The organism is Kribbella sp. NPDC051137, from assembly GCF_040682535.1.
GTDB classification, from domain to species: Bacteria; Actinomycetota; Actinomycetes; order Propionibacteriales; family Kribbellaceae; genus Kribbella; species Kribbella karoonensis.
In genome coordinates this window covers 326,685-344,664 of the sequence record NZ_JBFBBI010000005.1, presented here as the reverse complement: position 1 = coordinate 344,664, position 17,980 = coordinate 326,685, and the positions used below count along the sequence as shown (strand labels likewise).

The 17,980-nt window shown below is 64.2% G+C and carries 23 protein-coding genes, 1 tRNA gene and 1 pseudogene; 4 read left to right on the top strand and 21 right to left on the bottom strand.

Annotated elements, in window-relative coordinates; translation table 11 throughout:
* Nucleotides 1-73: 73 nt before the first annotated feature.
* A complete protein-coding gene (locus AB0M51_RS27635; protein ID WP_344188486.1) occupies nucleotides 74-1,027 on the bottom strand; it encodes a DUF5937 family protein in 954 nt (317 codons plus the stop codon).
* 38 nt (nucleotides 1,028-1,065) lie between these two features.
* On the opposite strand from AB0M51_RS27635, the gene AB0M51_RS27630 reads away from it, so the two are divergent.
* The gene (locus AB0M51_RS27630) at nucleotides 1,066-1,485 is read left to right on the top strand and encodes a pyridoxamine 5'-phosphate oxidase family protein (RefSeq protein ID WP_344188485.1); all 420 of its coding nucleotides are present in this window, start codon (nucleotides 1,066-1,068) and stop codon (nucleotides 1,483-1,485) included.
* Between the two features lie 30 nt (nucleotides 1,486-1,515).
* Nucleotides 1,516-1,989: a YceI family protein gene (locus AB0M51_RS27625; protein WP_344188484.1), complete on the top strand. Its 474-nt coding sequence runs from the start codon at nucleotides 1,516-1,518 to the stop codon at nucleotides 1,987-1,989.
* On the opposite strand, the gene AB0M51_RS27620 is transcribed toward AB0M51_RS27625, so the two are convergent.
* Nucleotides 1,990-2,391: a G5 domain-containing protein gene (locus AB0M51_RS27620; protein ID WP_344188698.1), complete on the bottom strand. Its 402-nt coding sequence runs from the start codon at nucleotides 2,389-2,391 to the stop codon at nucleotides 1,990-1,992.
* 459 nt (nucleotides 2,392-2,850) lie between these two features.
* Here AB0M51_RS27620 and AB0M51_RS27615 point away from each other — a divergent pair.
* A tRNA-Lys gene (locus tag AB0M51_RS27615) sits at nucleotides 2,851-2,923 on the top strand.
* Nucleotides 2,924-2,980: 57 nt separating this feature from the next.
* Here the strand turns inward: AB0M51_RS27615 and AB0M51_RS27610 are convergent.
* The 17 genes from AB0M51_RS27610 to AB0M51_RS27530 form a co-directional block, all read right to left on the bottom strand.
* Nucleotides 2,981-4,171 carry a tyrosine-type recombinase/integrase gene (locus tag AB0M51_RS27610; RefSeq protein ID WP_363751127.1) on the bottom strand — a complete coding sequence of 397 codons (1,191 nt, stop codon included), beginning with the start codon at nucleotides 4,169-4,171 and terminating at the stop codon, nucleotides 2,981-2,983.
* Nucleotides 4,172-4,188: 17 nt separating this feature from the next.
* Nucleotides 4,189-4,386 (bottom strand): helix-turn-helix domain-containing protein, encoded by a 198-nt coding sequence (locus tag AB0M51_RS27605; RefSeq protein WP_363751125.1) that lies wholly within the window; start codon nucleotides 4,384-4,386, stop codon nucleotides 4,189-4,191.
* Nucleotides 4,387-4,412: 26 nt separating this feature from the next.
* The gene (locus AB0M51_RS27600) at nucleotides 4,413-6,203 is read right to left on the bottom strand and encodes a replication initiator (RefSeq protein ID WP_363751123.1); all 1,791 of its coding nucleotides are present in this window, start codon (nucleotides 6,201-6,203) and stop codon (nucleotides 4,413-4,415) included.
* Nucleotides 6,204-6,334: 131 nt separating this feature from the next.
* Nucleotides 6,335-6,625 (bottom strand): hypothetical protein, encoded by a 291-nt coding sequence (locus tag AB0M51_RS27595; protein ID WP_363751121.1) that lies wholly within the window; start codon nucleotides 6,623-6,625, stop codon nucleotides 6,335-6,337.
* 113 nt (nucleotides 6,626-6,738) lie between these two features.
* Nucleotides 6,739-7,806, bottom strand: a complete 1,068-nt coding sequence (locus tag AB0M51_RS27590) for a hypothetical protein (protein ID WP_363751119.1) — start codon at nucleotides 7,804-7,806, stop codon at nucleotides 6,739-6,741.
* Nucleotides 7,806-8,078, bottom strand: coding sequence for a hypothetical protein (locus AB0M51_RS27585; RefSeq protein WP_363751117.1), 273 nt, complete (start codon nucleotides 8,076-8,078; stop codon nucleotides 7,806-7,808). Before AB0M51_RS27585 ends, AB0M51_RS27590 begins: the two co-directional genes overlap by 1 nt.
* A gap of 295 nt (nucleotides 8,079-8,373) precedes the next feature.
* Nucleotides 8,374-8,628 (bottom strand): hypothetical protein, encoded by a 255-nt coding sequence (locus AB0M51_RS27580; protein ID WP_363751115.1) that lies wholly within the window; start codon nucleotides 8,626-8,628, stop codon nucleotides 8,374-8,376.
* Nucleotides 8,625-8,945, bottom strand: a complete 321-nt coding sequence (locus tag AB0M51_RS27575) for a hypothetical protein (protein ID WP_363751113.1) — start codon at nucleotides 8,943-8,945, stop codon at nucleotides 8,625-8,627. The genes AB0M51_RS27580 and AB0M51_RS27575 overlap by 4 nt, the downstream gene beginning before the upstream one ends.
* Complete coding sequence (locus AB0M51_RS27570; protein ID WP_363751111.1) at nucleotides 8,942-9,160, bottom strand: hypothetical protein; 219 nt, start codon at nucleotides 9,158-9,160, stop codon at nucleotides 8,942-8,944. Before AB0M51_RS27570 ends, AB0M51_RS27575 begins: the two co-directional genes overlap by 4 nt.
* Nucleotides 9,161-9,164: 4 nt before the next feature.
* Nucleotides 9,165-10,007, bottom strand: coding sequence for an FtsK/SpoIIIE domain-containing protein (locus AB0M51_RS27565; protein ID WP_363751109.1), 843 nt, complete (start codon nucleotides 10,005-10,007; stop codon nucleotides 9,165-9,167).
* Nucleotides 10,000-10,842, bottom strand: coding sequence for a hypothetical protein (locus AB0M51_RS27560; RefSeq protein WP_363751107.1), 843 nt, complete (start codon nucleotides 10,840-10,842; stop codon nucleotides 10,000-10,002). Before AB0M51_RS27560 ends, AB0M51_RS27565 begins: the two co-directional genes overlap by 8 nt.
* 127 nt (nucleotides 10,843-10,969) lie before the next feature.
* Nucleotides 10,970-11,320, bottom strand: coding sequence for a hypothetical protein (locus AB0M51_RS27555; protein ID WP_363751105.1), 351 nt, complete (start codon nucleotides 11,318-11,320; stop codon nucleotides 10,970-10,972).
* 50 nt (nucleotides 11,321-11,370) lie between these two features.
* A complete protein-coding gene (locus AB0M51_RS27550) occupies nucleotides 11,371-11,691 on the bottom strand; it encodes a hypothetical protein (protein WP_363751103.1) in 321 nt (106 codons plus the stop codon).
* 149 nt (nucleotides 11,692-11,840) lie between these two features.
* A complete protein-coding gene (locus AB0M51_RS27545) occupies nucleotides 11,841-12,584 on the bottom strand; it encodes a GntR family transcriptional regulator (RefSeq protein WP_363751101.1) in 744 nt (247 codons plus the stop codon).
* Nucleotides 12,585-12,653: 69 nt separating this feature from the next.
* Nucleotides 12,654-12,845: a hypothetical protein gene (locus tag AB0M51_RS27540; RefSeq protein WP_363751099.1), complete on the bottom strand. Its 192-nt coding sequence runs from the start codon at nucleotides 12,843-12,845 to the stop codon at nucleotides 12,654-12,656.
* A gap of 2 nt (nucleotides 12,846-12,847) precedes the next feature.
* Nucleotides 12,848-13,690 carry a phosphoribosylaminoimidazolesuccinocarboxamide synthase gene (locus AB0M51_RS27535; RefSeq protein WP_363751097.1) on the bottom strand — a complete coding sequence of 281 codons (843 nt, stop codon included), beginning with the start codon at nucleotides 13,688-13,690 and terminating at the stop codon, nucleotides 12,848-12,850.
* A 546-nt stretch (nucleotides 13,691-14,236) separates the two neighbouring features.
* The gene (locus AB0M51_RS27530; RefSeq protein WP_363751095.1) at nucleotides 14,237-14,521 is read right to left on the bottom strand and encodes a hypothetical protein; all 285 of its coding nucleotides are present in this window, start codon (nucleotides 14,519-14,521) and stop codon (nucleotides 14,237-14,239) included.
* 518 nt (nucleotides 14,522-15,039) lie between these two features.
* Between AB0M51_RS27530 and AB0M51_RS27525 the strand changes: the two genes are divergently transcribed.
* A complete protein-coding gene (locus AB0M51_RS27525; RefSeq protein WP_363751509.1) occupies nucleotides 15,040-15,312 on the top strand; it encodes a helix-turn-helix domain-containing protein in 273 nt (90 codons plus the stop codon).
* 525 nt (nucleotides 15,313-15,837) lie between these two features.
* Here the strand turns inward: AB0M51_RS27525 and AB0M51_RS27520 are convergent.
* Nucleotides 15,838-16,069: pseudogene (locus AB0M51_RS27520) on the bottom strand (IS1380 family transposase); the annotation flags it as partial.
* A 779-nt stretch (nucleotides 16,070-16,848) separates the two neighbouring features.
* Nucleotides 16,849-17,973: an OmpA family protein gene (locus AB0M51_RS27515; protein WP_344200684.1), complete on the bottom strand. Its 1,125-nt coding sequence runs from the start codon at nucleotides 17,971-17,973 to the stop codon at nucleotides 16,849-16,851.
* Nucleotides 17,974-17,980 lie beyond the last annotated feature (7 nt).

The window sequence follows — 17,980 nt, the reverse complement described above, 5'->3', positions numbered from 1 at the left end:
CAGGGCGGTGTGTGGGACGTCGGCTGCCACGACGTTGTCTTGCGAAATCGCTTTCGCAAACTATTACCGGATGCTACGACGGTGTCAACGGTTCGCTACCAGTCAGCAACGCTGCGAGTTCGGTCGGGCGGTAGAGGACCTGCTTGCCCGTGCGCTGCGGCTCGACCAGCCCGGTGCGGCGGAGCAGCTGAAGGTGCTGACTGACCGCGGACGGGGTGACCTGCAGCTCGCCGGCCAGGTCCGTCGTGGTGCGGGGATGCGTCAGCAGGTCGAGGATGCGCGCCCGCGGCGTACCGATCAGTTGCGCCAGGTCCTGGTGGGACGGGGGCTCCACGACGGACCACAGGTTCGCTTGGCCGCGTGGCGGGTAGCCGAGCAGCGGGTCGGCGCCCGGTTCGAACGGGATGACGGCATGCGGGCCGAAGAGGGTCGGCTGGAGTACGAGACCGCGACCGTTGATGTCCTCTTGGCGGCTCAGCGCCGCGACCCTGTCGACCTTGAGCAGACCCTCCGCGTAGCTGATGGCAGGGCCCAGGCCGTTGAGCATCACGCCGGTGCCGTGCTGCGTGAGGACGTGGCCGCGGTAGCTGATGTCAGCGGAGAGCAGGGTCCGCATACGGTTCCAGTACGGCGCCATCATGGCCTGCCAGTAGTCACTGAGCGCGTTGACCACCTTGTCGATCGTCAGGGCATCCGGGAGCTCGCCGTTCACCGCTATGAGTTGCTTTTTGAACGTGTCCCGGTCCACGGAGGCGATCAGGTCCAGCTCGTCGGCCAGTTGCGTGAGCGGTGACGACGGGCGCGGCGTGAGGAAGTCCGGGCTGCCCATGGTGTCGTTGACCAGCCAGCGCAGTACGTCCCAGTCGAGCTCGGTCACCCGCGGCTGGACCGCCCGTACCCAGCCGAGCTGCAACGGGAAGCGCCCGGGCTCCCGCAGCGCACGCAACGACAGCACCATCTCCGCGACCGGCGAGACCGCGAACCGTACGTCGGCGAGGTCCTGCGAGTTCAGGACGTACGTGAGCACCCGACAAGTATGTCGGTGGCGGGTGGGAGGGTGCGTACATGGGGTTTCGAACGATGGACGACAAGGAAATAGCCGAGTTCCTGGCGCAGCCGCTGGTCGCGGTCCTCGCGATCGACGACCCCGGCTGGTCGCCACACGTGACACCCGTGTGGTTCCACCACCTGCCGGAGGGCAACCGCTTCCAGGTGATGACGCCGGCCAAGTCGAAGAAGACCCGCCTGCACCGCACCGGCTCGGGCGAGCTCTCCCTCTCGATCCAGACCGCCGACGGCCCGACCGCCCGCTACGTCAACATGCAGGGCGTCGCACGGTTCCTGCCGCTCGATCCGGCGCTGCTGCAGGCGATGGTCACGAAGTACCTCCCACCCGAGGCGAGGGCGGCGTACCTGGCGAATCCTCCCGAGGACTCGATGTTCGACATCACGCCGCGCCGGATCACCACGGGGGTGATCGGCTGACACTCCGGCGGGCCGCTTCGTCGTACCTGCATGCCTGAATACGTTCTCGACCAGCAGCGCAGCCGGATCGGGTTTGTGGCCGCGCATCGGATCGGCGGCAGGGTCCACGGCGGCTTCGACACCTTCGAAGGCGCCATAGACCCCGCCGGTGGGTGGGTGACCGTCCAGCTGGACAGCGTCGACACCGGTAACGCCCGCCGCGACGACCAGCTCCGCAAGGACTTCTTCGGTACGGCGACGCACCCGGAGATGACCTTCGTGACCACCGAGATCACCCCACGGGGCGCCGACCGCTACGACGTCACCGGCGACCTGACCCTGCGCGGGACCAGCCACCCGCTGACTGTCCCGTTCCTGCTGACCCAGACCGCCGGCGAGGCCCACCTCACCGCCACCGTCAAACTCAACCGCCACACCTGGCAGGCGAACTGGAACGCCTTCACCACCGCGCTGGTCCACCCTCAGGTGCTGGTCGAACTGGACGTGACAGCCACCAGCGGCTAGCTACTCGCAGGCGATCCCGTCGTGGTCGGCGTCCAGCCGGTAGATATCGGTCCCGATCACCCGGATCGGCCCCTGCACGTACTCCGGCCCATTACCGCTGCCGCCCGCACAGTCGACATCACTGGCAATCGGAACGCAGCCGCTGTAGTTCGGATCACACCCACCCGACTGCGTGGGCTCGTCGACCTTCGTCCCCACCACGGTCACCTGCGTCCGCGGCTCCTTCGCAACCTCCTGGCCGATCAGCCGCTTGTCCGTCTGCACCCCATTCACGTACGTCACCCGGTATGTCAGCCGCCGCGTCCCGTCCACTCCGGCAGTCCGCACCGACTTCTCCCCCTTGGGCAGCGAGTCGTCGGTCACCGTCCTCTTCTTGAACGGAATCACTCGGAACTCGACCACCTCCTTAGTGGTCCGCACCGCAGCCGTCCGCACCGGCACACTCGCCGGCCCACTGCCAGGCGTCAACGGCGCCACCACCGGACTCGAACCCGGCGGACTCTGAGACGGGCTTGGTGTCGGACTTGGTGTCGGACTCGGTGTCGCGCTCGGCGTCTGCGAATCCGTCACCCGCACACCCACCGGCACCACCGCCTCACCCGCCCCCGAGTCCCGCGACCCACAACCCCCGACCACCCCAACAACAACCACCAAAGCCGCCCCCACGGCACCACGAACCCACACCACAATCTCCCCCCACCCCGCCGTCGGTTCCCCCCGCGACAGGAATGCCAGCGCCCGACCAACCCGGACGAATTCCGATCTGTACCACCACCCACCCCACCCCCGCAACCCCTCACCCCCGCCCCCCACCAAGCAAACCCCCACCAAACCTGACACACTGTTCCCCTCACCAACTGAGGGCCTCTAGCTCAACTGGCAGAGCAGCGGACTTTTAATCCGCGGGTTGTGGGTTCGAGTCCCACGGGGCCTACTGTTTCCGCAGGTCAGAGCGCACATGGCCACTGTGGCTAGCACCTCGACCCACCACTTACCCACCACTTTCGGACTCCGAGTCGCGCTCTGGGCGGGTGCCCAATACCTCGTTCATGGCTTCGACAGCCTTGGCGTTGCGGATCTTCCGACCGAGGTATGTGTCCTGTGTCATCGAGACCCGGCTGTGCCCGAGCTGGTCCGCGATCTGTCGTGCAGAATGGCCGGCATCGTCCAGGAGCGTCGCGAGCGTCTTCCGGAAGTTGTGTGACTTGACCCACTCCAGCGACTCGATCTCGGCCCGGACCTTCCGGAGGTCGCGCAGAGTGTTGTTCGGATCCCGGAATCCGCCGATGCTGTCGGGGAACACAGGCCAGTCGAGCATCACGCCAGCGGCGAACCTGTCACGGAGCATGTCAACGAGTCGCGCCGGAAGACCGAGGGTGCGTTCGCCAGCCTCCGACTTGGTCACGCTTCGAACGAGACCTTGCCCAGGCACACGACCAACCGTCCAGTCGATATTGACCGCATCCGCCGAGAGATCCACATCAGCCCAAACGAGTGCGAGTGCTTCCCCGATCCGAACGCCGGTACCGAGCATGAACAGACTCAGGTCGGGAATGTCCTTTCTGACTGCCCGTTCGTTCTTAGACACCGCCCTGAGCCACAACTCGATCTGCTCCACAGTCAACGACCGAGCAAGCTTCTTCCTACGGGCTGACTCGATCCGCCGAATCTCCCGTACAGGGTTGGCATCAAGTGGGCCACTCCGAACAGCCAGGCTCATCACGCCAGAAGTGACACTCCGGCAGAGCTTCGCAGTAGGGACACCGACCTTCGCTTTGACCTTGTGAATGAAGGTATCGACACGAGCGGTTGTCACCTCGCCAAGCCGCAGTTCGCCCAAGGCCGGACGAACGTGCTTCTCCAGAACGGATTTGTAGCTCTGAACGGTCCGTGGTGAGCGAGATCCATCATCAACCAGTGCCTCGATCTCCTTGACCCATGCGTCCGCAACCTCACTGAAACGGTGCGTTGTGGTCCAGGTGCCCGAACTTCCCATCTTCGCCCGGTCACGCAAGGCCGCGATGAGCCGTGACCTCGCAGCGTTGGCCGTCTTGCCGTATCGCTCGACTTGAGAGACCGCACCGTTGAAGTCTCGGAATCGCGCTTTGGCGCGGTACGACTCGCGGCCCTTGGGGTCTTTGACCAGCTTGACGCTGATGTTGCCCCAGGCACCGATGGGCATCGGTTCACGTGACATGTTCAGGCTGCCCCTTCAAGGGATCTGAGCCAGCTATCGACGGCCTCCTGTCGGTAGCGGACGTACCGACCAATACGGACGCCCTTCGGGCCGTAGCCGGTGGTGCGCCAGCGATACAGCGTCGGCACGGGAACTCCGAGGAACTCCGACAGATCCTCGATGCTCCAGAGTCGGTCATCTCGATGCTTCGGCACAGACACTTCATTCCTCCTTTGACAATTACGTGTCAGTCGTTGTCCTCGGCAAACAGTTCCTTGATCAGCAACCGGTGTTCCCGAGCTTTCGCGGCTGCGGTGTTGGCGAGCAGTGCGTCACCGGTGGTTTTCCAGCCGGTTCCGGCGTAGGTGAAGTTGCCGACGATGAGGGTGGTTTCGGTGTCGTCGGTGTGGTCTTGCGTGCGGTGGTGGTCGCGTCGCCAGTTCGCCCGTGCTTCGCGGAGTGCCTTGAGGGTGGTGGAGTACTGGCGGGATTTCGTGGAGAAGTGGCCGCCGAAGCCGAGCATGTGTGCCCAGCGCTGGAGTCGCCGGTAGGACAGGCGTCCGGAGTTCTTGGCGGCTTCGTCTTCGTCCAGGTCGGAGCCGGGACGTCCGAGTCGCCAGCAGGCGTCGACCAATCGGCCGGCATGGCTGTATTGGTTGGCGTACAGGTTGACCGTTGCAGCGGTGAGCCGTGCCGACGAGTGGCCAGTTGCCTCGGCGCCCTTGGTGGCGTACTTGGCGAGGTATCCGGCGACGGCGGTGTCGGTAATCTCGTCCTCAACCGTCTGCCGTACAGGCCGTACGTCGAGTTGTGCACCCCACTCGATCAGCCAGCCGTCAGCGTTGTCGGGGTGCGGCAGAGAGCGGAACCGTGTTCTCTCGACGGCGGTTCGTACGGCGTGGTGGACGAGTGCGTGGTCGGCGGACAGGTGGGGTTTGGCGAGGATGTGGATACCCGCGCGGCGTTGCTCTGCACACTGCGGACATAGAGGCTGTCCGAGTTCGGGGGCGTCCGGGGCGTGCTTGATCCGGCATTGGATGACGACGCCGTGGGGGCAGGTTTCGGGGCGGCGTTTGGGCATGCAGGCGAGGTGTCGTCCGGTCTTGTCGGAGGTCCGGTGCCGGTGGATTTCGTGGCCGGTGACGTAGGTGCTGCCATCGAGCCGGACGAGTGCGTGGAAGTGGGCAACACCGCGTGCTTGCATTTCAGCGACCTTGCCGTAGGAGAGCTTGACGGCGATGCCGTGGTCGCGGCCCCATGCGCGGAGGATGTCTTTGGCGCGGTCCATGGTGCGTCGCCACAGTTCGCCGGACAGGGCGTTCCAAACGACCTGGTGGTCGTGGTCATAGCAGTCCAGGCACAGAGGCGTGCCGAGGATCTTCTCATCCTCGCCGTGGGTCTGGTGGCAACGCAGGTCAACACCGTGGGGGCACAGGTCCGGGTTACGACGGGGACGACAAACCTGGTTACGAAGTTGGCCGTCCTTACCCCGGTGCTTGCGTGCGGAGTGGACCGGCCCGAACGAGGGTGCGGTGAAGGTGACGAACGCGCAGGGGTGCTGCGCAACGCTGACCGGAGTAGCTTTGCCGCCTCGTAGTCCGGCGAGGACGAGTTGATAGGTGTCGCCACGGTAAATCTCTGCACACGAAGGACAGACGGCGGCACGGCGGTTGCCACAGGCTTTGTAGATGACACCGTCTGGCATGTCCTCGGTGTGCCGGGTGGAGACGATTCGTCCGGTGCGTTCTGAGACGACGTGCGATTCGCCACGTAGCCGGATGGGGGCGACGCAGCCGCCAGCGGAGCCGGTGTGGTCAAGCCAGGCCGTGTACTCGCCGAAGTCTGCGGTTCGTGCCGCGCGCTGAAGGGCATGTTCGACAGCGTTGGTCGGAGGGTTACTGTTGTCGGCTCCAGGGACGAACTTGCGTCCGGGCTTCGGTTCGTGCACGGAGACGACTTCGACGCCACCGAGGAGCCCAGTGAGTACGTCGATGGCTGTGGCGGTGTCATCCTGCATTCCGCTCTGCGCGTGCGTCATGGCGGGGGCCTCCTCTCGGGGCGTCGGGGTGGTGAGGCCGGAAATCTTGTTGGCCGGCCAGCTGCTTCTGGGGGTGCTGATGGGGGTCGAGGCGGGAAGACCTTCGGTTACGTGGTGTTGACGGTTACGTGTCAGGCGGTGGTGGTTCCGGTGTTCGCCGGACGTGCGGGGTTGAGGGTGGCGGCACCGAAGAGCTGGTATCCGCAGCCGGGGCAGTAGCGGCCTTCGGTCTGTCCGTCGACGGCGATGACGGTGTAGTCGTCGCCGGGTTCGAGGACGGTGGGGCACCAGTCATGTCCGTCGAGGTGGTCGTTGGCGACCCAGTCGCAGAGAAAGGTGCTGTCGGCAACGGCGTGGTAGACGGTGACCTCCGCGTAGGCGTTGACGTAGGTCCGGAGGTCGACGTTGGAGATGGTGGTCATGGGCTATGCCTCCTGTGCTGGTTGTCGTAGGTGGTTCGGTGGGTGGTTCGGTGTTCACCCCCGTCTCCGGGACCCCGTGGATTCCGGAGACGAGAGCCAGCAACGAACCGGTGCTACTCGTCGGGTTCGAAGGTGGATTCGCAGACGCCGCAGGTGATCTCGCCTTCTTCGAGGACTGCTTTGGCGACGCGGATACGCCGTGGGCATTGGCATGCGCACGCGATGGCGTTGTTGTTCTTCTTGGTCGGTCCGCCTGCCATTTCGGGGTGGCGGTAGGCGATGAGCGCCTTCTTCAGGTCGGTGAGTACGCCCTTGTAGGTGGTCGCGGTTTCCTTGCGGAGGGTGCAGGGTGACCAGCCGATGCGATCGTCCTTCTTGGTGTCGAGCCCGAGTTCGGACGCGAGTGCGGCGAACTTCTGGTTGTGCCAGCGGCCTTGACGGCTGGTGTCTTTGATCTCGCGCACGTTGGCGAGAGCGTGTGCTGCTTCGTGGAGCAACGTGGTGAAGACCTCTTCCACGGGCCGTTTGAGTCCTTCGCCCGAGATGAGGACTTCGGCGAGGGCTTGTTCTCCGTGCTGCCAGCGACCGGCTGCGAAGTGTCCGTACTTCGCTTGTTTGCTGGCGGTGCCAGAGCCAACGATGACCACGACAGCGGGGATCTCCTTGTGATTGGCACGGATCGCGGCCCAGGCGGTTTCGAGTGCGGAGACCAGTTCCGCGGTCGTGTACTCGTCTTGACGCTTACGTGTCAGTCGCGCCTTCGGTGACCCGGTCCGGGTCTTCGAGCCGTTCGAGGTGGTGGCCTTCTTGGCTCGTTTGATGGTGACCGAGACAGCCGGGTGACTGCCGCCGGTGGAGAGCTCTTTGAGCTTGTTACGTACGGCAATCAGCGAGGTGTATCCGTGAGCGCGGCCACCTTCGGCAGCACGAACGGTGTCCATGTGGGCTTGGACCGCCTTGTGTGCGGCGGTAGGAGTGCCGTTGTAGACGGCGGTGGTCCGGGTGACCGTCCAGCCAGTGATCCCTGCAAGGGCGGTCGTGTTGTGGTTGGTGAGTCCAGACAGTTTGGTGGTGGTTGCGGGCTTGGCCGCGATCACCGGGGACGGTGCGGGGGTGGCCGGCATGTCGATGAGGTCGAGTTGTCCAGGGACCTGGGCGACCGGTGCGAGGTCGTTGGTCATCAGGCTCTCCCGTCGATCGTGAAGCGGGCCGACTGCCCCAGTTCCGTGGTGAGTTCGTAGTGCATGTAGTCGTTGTCGTCGGTGCCGTGGTAGGTCACGGTCACGTGGATCCGGTCGTCCCAGGTCCGGATCTCGTTGGAGATGTTGGTTCCGCAGTGGTAGGCCTCGACCCAGTCCTTGACGTAGCGGGCGAAGGTCCCCACGTAGAGTTCGTCATCTACCAGGTAGGCGTAACGGGTGTTGTCATCGAGGAAGTCAGCAGTGGTTACCATTGCTCTCCCCTTTCTTGTGCTTGGCTTTTGGCGCAGATCAGGTGACAGGGGCGGCCGGTGTAGGGGTCGCGCATGAAGGCGTTGTGTCCGCAGATGTCGCAGGGCCACGGGTCGCCGACTGTCGTGTGTGCCCAGTCCTCCGCACGTTGCGTGCGGTGCGTCTTCTTGGACGGGGCCTTCTTCTTGACCGGCTCAGATGCCGGTGCAGTGGGTGCTGCTGTGGACTCTGTGTCGACTGCGAGGGCTTCTTGGCCTTGACACTTACGTGTCACTCGACCTTTGGTTGCCCCAGGCATTAGTTGCCTCGCCTGTACCGAAGTTCACTGGAGTCACGGAAACATGCAGGCGACCAGTCGTAGCCGTCTTCGTGTTCGATGAGTTCGGGAACGTCGATCGCAATGTGCCATTCGTTGGGTCCGCATTGTCCGAGGACGATGCCCGGAACCCACGGCCACTCTTCTCGTGGCGGTGTTTCATCCGTGAGCGGGTAGCGCGTGAAGACAAGCGAGTCCTCGGGGAACCGTCCGTCGTTGTCCGGATAGAGGTTCATGGCTGTTCCTCCGTCCACTCGGTGGGGATGTAGATCTCGACTTGGTTGCGGGTCACGTCCTCGGCGATGTGGTCGACCTGGTGGTCTTCGAGGAGTTGCCGGGCTTCGTAGAGCGCGTCGATGAGTTGGCTGATCGCCGTCACGGAGCCGGTGATGAGTTCGATCTCGACGGGCGTTCCGCCAAGGTCGATCGCAACGAGTGGGGTTTCGCCGTTGCAGGCAAGGTTGATGCCGGCCACTGAGTTGTCGGTGAAGTCGTAGCCGACGATGATGCGGTCTTCGCGTTCGCCGCCGTTGGCGTCGTAGTAGAGAGTCATGAGGCCACCTCGAAGGTCTGCCGGATGACGTAGGCGCGTTGCCACGCGCCGTTGTGAGCCCAGCCCGTGCGGCCTGCTGACCAGCACACGCCGCAACGGTGGGGTTGGTTGGGTGAGTAGGCGAAGGCTCCGCAGTCGTGGAGCCAGCCTGTGTTGCCGTCGTTGTCGCGGACGCTGGTGAACGCGTCGGCGGGAACAGGCTTGACGATGATCATGAGGTCATGCCGCCTTCCGGAGGTGTACTGCGCGGCGGACGATCTGGTTGACGTGGTGGTCTTCGAGGTGCGCTGTCTTGATGCGGCGCGGGAATCCGCCTTCGGCGCGGAGGAGTCCGACACCGAGGGCTTCGGGTTCGATGTCCACGGCGGTGTGGCCCTGTTTGGCCCAGCCGGTGCCGAGGATGATGTCCGAGCTGGAGTCGGTGGCACACCGGAAGGCGAGCCGGTAGCCGAACAGGTCCCGTAGTGAAGTCGGGACGATGTCAGCGGACGGGCGCTGGGTGGATGCGACGGTGATGATGCCCGCAGCGCGGCCACGGGCGACGATGTCGCGTACCAGGACGCGGAACTCTTCTTGCTGTTCCTTGGTGCCTACGGTGACGGTGAAGTACGCCAGCTCGTCAATGCAGAGGAGCTTGGCGCGGAAGCCGTCGCCGGGGACGATCTTCTTGCGGCCTGTGCGGGCCAGGTGTAGGTAGCGTTCGTCCAGGTCGCCTTGCATGTCGCCGAGGACTCGCAGTGCCTTGCGCATGTCGTTGCCGACGAAGTCTTTGGCGACTGGTGCGTACGGCAGCAGTTCAACGATCTTGCCGTCGATGAGGGTGAGGTCCACGTCGGTGCACAGTGCGGCGTGGGCGACGATGTTGCCTTGGGCTACGGATTTGCCCGCGCCGGGTTCACCGCCGATGAGGATGTTGCGGTACATGAGACCGACGCGGACTGCGCGGTCGCGTGTGTCGAGGCCGAGGTAGGCCGGGTCGTAGATGGACAGGGCACCTTTGGGTGCGGGGGTGACCCCCGGCTCGCGCCGGGGGAACACCGATTTCGGGTTGAAGCTAGACATAGTCGGACACGTCTTCTCCGTTGGCACCCAAGATCACCGTCTGGCTGTCGTTCACGGCAGCGGTGGTCTTGGTCTTGGATGTTCGAGTGCGCGTCTCACCAGCGCCGGTTTTGGCCGGCTGTTGGGTGGTGGACTCGTCGGGGACGCTGTCGGTGGTGTCGGGCGTGAGGAACGCCATGACTGCGTCGTCGGCGACGGCCGCTTCGGGCACGCCGCTGGTGTCTTGCAGCAGTGGTGAGGCGATGGTCTTCTTCGCCAGGGGGTCACGGCGGTCGATGTCGATCCGCACGATGGCGGCGTTCTTCTTCGACCGAGCGATGGTGGCCTTGCGTGCCCAGCAGGCAGAGGCCAGGCTTTCGGCCTTGTTGTCGAGGTCTTCGACCGATTGGCCAGGCCGCATCCACAACCAGACGACCTGTCCGGTTTTCGTGGAGAAGCAGGCCACGATGAACGGCAGGTTCCCCGAGTAGTTCAGGGTCCGCATCTCGATCAGGCATGCACGCAGGCGATGCCGCGTGATGACACACCAGATCCGGTTCGAGACGAACCGGCGTGCGGGGTTGTCGGTGGCGACCCATGGGAACAGGGCGATGAGCATGAGGGCGTTGAGCCACAGCGGGTTCGACTGGAAGTAGCCGGTGATCGCGGTGCGATGGGCGATCGCGATGTAAGCGAGCGCGGCCAGGACGTACAGTTCCCAGCGCCAGCGCCAGACGGTGAGCAGCAGTTTGACCGGCCAGGACTGTTGTGGCCGGGTGATGGTTTCGATCGCGCCGCGCGCGGTGCTGCCGCGTGATGCTCGACGTGTCGAGCGCGGACGGGTAGATTTGGGCATGACAAGACCTCCCGATCAGGGGGTTGAGTCAGGAAAGACACGAAGCCGGGAACGGTTTCCTAGGCCATGGGCCCGACTTCGCGTCTCGATTCCAGGGAGCGGCCCTTTCGAGGGCCGTTCTTGGTTTCTAGCTGTTGGTGCTGAGCGGTGTTGACACGTAGCTGTCAACCGCGGTGGCTTCACGAGAAGCCGACTTCCAGACCGCGTACGCGTAGTCGCGTGCGGCGTACAGATCGAGGCGACGATCACAAGCCTCGCGGTACAGGTCCAGCAGTTGCCAGAACGCCTCCGAGGCGTAGACGGCGGTGACATCGTTGCTGATCGCAACGACCGGTTCAGCCCAGTTGAGGCTGTCGGCGATGGCCTTATCCAGGAAGGCGATCACCAGTTCGATCTCGATGATTTCGTTGCACTTGGCCACGTACTCGGCCCGCGCCTGATTCGCTGTGATGGTTCGCTGTTCCATCGATTGCGACATGACTACCCCTTAGCTGAGCAGTTGCACGAGATCACGGGATCAGTGGAGAACTAGGCAGCCTTGCCAGCGGCCTGAACGTTCAGAGACTTCGCACGGAACGCGACACCGTTCCGCCCATTGGTGGCCCACGGCATGGCCTCCAGCTCGACCGGTACGACGATCTGACCCACGTTGATCTTCGGCATGGCGTTGCCGGCCAAAGTCACGTTGATCATCTCGCCGCCCGTCTCATCGAGCGCCATCACCTGGACCGTCCAGAGCGGCTCCTTGGTGATCCGGTCGAACTTCTGACGGTCGTTCTGGTCCTTCTTCTCCTCCACACCCTTGGTGACCGTGAACGTCTTGCCCGTGGTGTCGATGTTCAGCTTCATGAGGAATCGCCCCTTCTAGGCGTCCGACCCGCTCCCTCTGAGCAGGTGTTCTAGTTCAGATACTAGAACACCTAGGCCGAGTCTTCAAGCACTAAGAGCGACAAACTTCTAACTGAGGGTTGACACGTAGGCGTCAACCGCCTAGATGGTCAGTCGCCGAGCCGACCCCGGTATGTAACGCGGCCATACGTGATGCTCTCGCCGTACTCCAACACGTCGCCTGTGTCGTCGTAGATCCAGTTACGCCCGACCATGATCAGAGCGCCCTCATCCAAGCCGAGGCTCTCGGCCTGGTCAGCCGTAGCGCTCGCTGGTTCGAACTGGTCTTGCCAGGCGTCGACGTTGCGCTTCAGGGTGTTCGCGACGTACATGAAGGTGCCCTCGCGGATGCGCTCCGAGGTCAACAGGAGTGGCGCACGCTTCGCCAGATCGCCCCGAAAGTACGACGTCGATGCGGAGATTGGCTTGCCGTCAGCCCGGAATGTCCTACGTACACGGCGAATCACCGGACTGCCGACCTTGATGCCGAGGGCATCAGCGATCTGCTCTGTAGCCTCTCCCAGACCTGCATCAGTGATCTTTGCGTACTGGCCCGTGGGGTAGACCTTGCCGGTGCGTCGAGCCTTGCCGACGCGATCGTTGGCCGCTCTGCCTCGCTCCTCTTCTGTGGTGACGAGGCTTCCGACGCCACGCTCTGGTTTGATATATCCCTCAGCGCGCAGAGCCGACAACGCCTTCTGGGCAGTCGCGATAGCCACGCCGTAATCGCGCATCAGCGAGCGGACCGACGGCACCAAGTCGCCGGCTTGGAGATCACCGTTCGAGATTCTGGTTCGGATCTCGTTCGCGATCTGCTGATACGGGGGAGCGGGTCGCTCCAACTTCGGGGGCATGACTGACCTCAACGTCTCCAATCGGTGTTCTAGAACACCACCATCATAGGTGTTGGAGTGCGAGAGGGTCTAGTAATCGTCCCGCGCGTTGACTCGGTCGATGCAGCCGTAGCCTGTGGCCGCCACAGAGCGGGCAATCTCAACGTCATGAGGATCTGGTTCGATGCCCTGTTCTCTGGCCGCGAGCAGGCGTTTGTGCACCTTCTGCAGCTCCAGCACGTCAGCCAGCCGTGCTTCTGCGATCTCGTCCCAGGTAGCCATCGTCAATCCCACTTCAGACCGGTGATGCGTTCGTACATGGCGACGTAGCGGGCCCGCGTCTCGTCAACGACCGCTTGGGGGATCTCCGGGCCTGGGGGAGTCTTGTCCCAAGTGCCAAGGTCACGTGCCCAGTCGCGTACGAACTGCTTGTCGTAGGAGATTTGCCGCTGTCCAGGTTTCCAGTCCTCGTTGCGCCAGTACCTCGAGGAATCCGAGGTCAGAACCTCGTCCGCGAGGACCAAGGTCCCGTCCTTGGCGAGTCCGAACTCAAACTTCGTGTCCGCGAGGTGTACCCCACGACCATCGGTGATCGCTGTAGCACGCTTGAAGAGCTCTAGCGTCTTCTTCTTCAAGGTTTCTGCAAGCTCCGCTCCAACGGCCTCCGAGACCTCATCGAAGGTCATCGGCTCGTCGTGCCCGTCCTCAGGAGCTATCTTGGTTGTTGGTGTGAACACCGGCTCCGGGAGCTTGTCGCCTTCGAGTAGTCCAGGCTTGATCTCGACGCCCGAAATCTTCCCGGTTTCCCGATAGGCATCCCAGCCGAGGCCCGCCAAGTAGCCGCGGGCGATGCACTCAACCTGCACAATGTCGACCTGCTGACATCGAACGGCCCGGCCCTCGAACTCAGACGGAACATCCGTTGCCGAGATCACGTGATTGGGCATCACGTCTGCGAGTTGCTCGAACCACCACAGCGAGAGACTCGTTAGCAACTTGCCCTTGTCGGGGATCGGTGTTGGAAGGACAACGTCGTAGACCGACACTCGATCGGTCGCCACCAGGATCACCTCGCCTGGGCGATCCGTGTACACGTCCCGGACTTTGCCTTGATGCAGTAGCTCCACGATGACTGTTCTAGCACACCTAGACCGTTCGGTGCCCGTCCGGGGATGACCGGAGCCAGCGCCCACCGTAGGCCCCACCTGCTTAGTCTGTTGTTCCCGTCGTCTGACAAGTTTCTCTACGTCTTCAAGACGGGCCCCTCCAGGGCCCGAAAGCGCGCCGCCACCACAGGGCGGGCCGCCTGCCCGCCACTCCGCTAGCGCTCCGTTCTGGGCGCGTCCCTTGGCTTGGCGCGCACGTGCCAACACGGTGCCGGGTCGAAGACAGCAGACCTCGCCATCAACGCCCGACACCCTGCCAGTGCAGCACTCGCCGAAAGGCCGGCCACTCACCCCCACCCGCTGACCCCCCGCGTCCTGGTAGCCGGTGGGTTCCCGCATCGCCCCGACAGCAATCATGGAAGGGATCGGCACGGCACGGCACGCGTCAAGGCAACTCCGCTTCGCTCCGACTCGCAAGCTCGACCTTGACCCGCACCGCACCGCACCTAAGGGCGGCAGCTATCGGGGCGATGCGGGAGGTCTGTTCGTGCGGTTGACACGTAAGCGTCAACCGCGGCTTGTGCCCCGTCGCGCCGCTTCCTGCGTCGCCTCGGTGGGCCAGACGTCGATCGGTCGCAAGTGGTAATCGGCGAACCAGTCCTCGACAGAGCGTCCTTCGCGATGGTCCGGCACGTAGACCACGCGGGCCGCCCAGCCGCCGGAGTTGGTCTGTCGCCACTCCAAGATCAGGCCGGGCCACGGCCCGCGTTCCCGAGCCGTCCGCAGCACCCAGCAGTGCCGCATCGCGAGGTTCGGAGGCGACTCCCGAGGGTACCGACGATTGCTCCCCATGCGGAGAATTATAGAACGAATGTTCGATCATGAGTTGACACCTACGTGTCACTGACGGGCTGTCGGCGAGGAGCGTCGCCAAGCCGCCGCATCGTGCGAAGGTAAGTTGCCGCCCACCAGATTGCCCACCGTTTTGGACGCGAACTAGTGCCAACCGATGAGAACCGACGATAGCTACTCTGCGTAAGACTTCCCAGGTCAGACGCAAGATTCGACCAGCGATGCGGACCACTGCATAACGCGAACACCCAATCCGCGGGTTGTGGGTTCGAGTCCCACGGGGCCTACAAGTTTCTGTGTATGAGCCCGGGGCATCCTTGACAGGTTGGCTCGGGTTCTTGCTTTACATGGCTCCGGTAGATGCTTGACGGTGGCTTCGGTTGTTTCTTGACGCTCGGCTCATGTTGCAGGAGCTGAGAGTGCAGGAGCAGGAGTACCGGGCAGTGCTCGCGGTGTTGGCCGAGGGCTGGTCGGTGAGCGAGGTTGCCGATCAGTGGGGGCGGAGCGTGCATACCTAGCTGCGGTGTTACGGGGATGAGGGTCTGGCGGGGTTGGCGCCGCGGTCGCGCCGGCCGGCGTCGTGCCCGCACCGGATGCCGGGCGAGGTCGAGGCCCGGGTCCTGGAGCTCCGCCGGGTGCATCCGGGGTGGGGCCCGCGCCGGATTCTGTACGACTTGCAGCACCGCCCGGACCTGGCCGACCCGGTCCAGCCGACTCGCTCGGCGATCGCCGTGGTCGCATGTCCGGCGTCGTCGCCGGCAACTGACGCACCAGCGGCTCGAACGGCGTAAATGCGGTCTCCACCGACGCACGCGTGTACTTCGGTGGCCGATCCGAGGCCAGCGCCTGCGCCTTCGTCGACCGGTCGACCCCCAGCTCCCGCGTAACATCCGTCCGCGACCAGCGGCGAGTCAGAGCCCAATCCTCCGCTGAGAGCACCCATCCACTCTGTCTGGGTGGCTTCGTTTCGAGGGTCATCGACACGTCTGTCCGTCAGAGATCAGTGTCACGGCTACCGCTGAAGCTCAGGGCGTATTTGTGGCGTATCTGAAGAGTCCATCTGAGCGAGCCGAGGAGTAATCATGACCTGTACGTGTGAGTGTGCCTGGTGCAAGGAAGCCCGCATCAACAATTTCTCCGACCACCGCTGCTCACAGATCCCGAAGTGCCCACAAACCAAGTGACTCCATGAACCCGTCGAGGTTCTAAGTCAGGTGGACCGCGGCCAGTCGATCCGTGATGTGCCCTCCGGAAGACCTAGGGCACATCACGGCGAGCATCTCCGTCATGAGATCTCCGGCCGATCCAGCATGGCCGATCAACGGGTGGAAACCATAGGTCTTCTTCCACGTCGCCGCCGCGTTCTCTTTGTCGCTATGACGGGGCACGACCGAAGCGTAGACATCCATCGTCAACCAGCTATCCGGATCGGTCGCCTGCCCCGGTGCCGCACCCGCCGCCCAGGCCCGCTGACGCGCGACCGCCCGCGCCTGACGCACGCCCCAGATGCGCCGTGTCGAGGCGCTCCAGGAGCCGCCACGCCGTGGAATCACAGGTCACTGCGGGGCAGAGCCGCGATCAACGCACTACTGGCCCGGACATGGCTCGCGAGGCCGACTCTCACGCCAGCGCCGCGACCAGTCACCATGTTTCTGGAGATCGCGGCCCTCCTTGCGGCTGTGGCGGCCGTCTTATAGCGAGACCGTGACTGCCGGTCATATCAACGCCGTCTCAGGTGAGCCTGTGTAGCACCTCCAGGAGCAGATCTCGGACGGCCGACGCCCGATCCCGTGGCAGAGCTACATGCAGGTTCACGCACGGGTCGATGGTCACCGGAGCGATAAGCCAAGCGATGTGGCAACGCAACCTCAACGGCGCTTGACCAGCCAGACAGATTCGCCGCGCTAGCGCTTCAGGGCTTTGCCGCATTTGTAGCAGGTCTTGTCTTGGCCGGAGGCGTTCGAGTACCCGCAATGCGGACACGTCTGCCGTCCGAGCCACTGATGCTCGGGCGTGTTCGGGTTGTGCCGATTGCGCGCCGGGTTGTTCGCTCGGCACTGGGAGCACCGCGCCGCATCGTCGTCCGTGTTCTGGTGCCGGCACTTCTTACACGTCCAACTCATGACGACTCCTGATCAGTCGGTGGTAACGCTGTGTGGGTTGCTTGCGATGTTGTAGTTGGGGGAGCGACCTTCGTCGCGAAATCGGTCGCGGGGAGGAAGATCAACAGGGGGGAACCTGTGGTCATACACCTGATGCGCTGCCTGGGTGAGCGCGCTCGCTGAAGTAAGGGGCAGGTGGCGACTCGCCGAGCCGCCACCTGCCGGTCATCGAGGACAGGTGGGATCCATCAGGACCAGGCGCATCTTCATCGCTTCCACCGGGCCGTCGGGCGGGTGATAACCGGACCAGTTGATGCCGACGCCCTGCGTCAGGATGTGCCCGGCCGGCACACCGAGCTCGACGAGGATCCCTTTGGCCGCGGTCGCCCGGGCATTGGACAACGGGTTGCCTGGCCTGGACTCCTTGTACGCCGTCGTACCGGTCAGAACGACGTTGAATCCGGTTCGCTGAAGCGCTGCCGCGAGGTCGCGCAGCGCGGTACGGGCGCGGTTCCGGTCGGCGAACGCCGACTTGTTCGGCTGGAAGCCCAGTTGTGCCTCGTTGAACCGGAACTGCCGGCACAGGTTCTTCGGACTCGGAAGCTCCGGCCGCTTGGTCACGCTGACTACGGGCAGCACGGCCGCTCGTTGGCCCGGCGGCAGCGAGTCCGGCTCGATCCGGATCGGTTTCGCTCCGGCCTGCTGCAGTACGGCGGTCCACAGCGCGGCGAGCCGGGCCGAGTCCGGGGAGGTCAGGCGCACTTGCGGTGCGACGGTCTGGCCGAGGCCCGTCATCAGGACCGAGATCCCGGTCAGATCCGGTGAGTACCTCTCGGTCTTGAGTTCCTTGCCGAGGTCGGCGGCGTCGGCGTCGAGGACCGACAGATCGTTCATCGCCAGCGGACCCGTCGTGTCCAGGCCGCTGTCGATGGTGATGATCTGCTTCGGTCCCGGGACCGAACTGATGTTGTCCCGGGCAAGCTTGATCGCGGCGAACAGGCTGGTCTCCTTGGCGTCCGCGGGGTACTTCGTCACGATCGCCGGAAGTTTCGCGAGGTTGTCCCGGAGGAACTTCTTGCATCCCTCGGTGGACTTCCACGGACAGGCCAGATCGCTCTTCGCGACCACCTTCGGATCGCCCGTGACAGAGACGATGACCAACTGGTCGCCGCGCTCGATCGCCGCATCCAGGGCGGCCCTGGCCGCCTGGGTGAGGGCGGGCGCGGGCATGTTCTGCCGGTTGCCGATGACCAGCGCCGTCGCACCGCCGCTGGGTTTCGGCGGCGAGCTGCAGGCCGCCACCCCGAGCAGGCCGGCGCAGGCCAGGCCGGCTGCAAGAACGTTACGCATCGATATC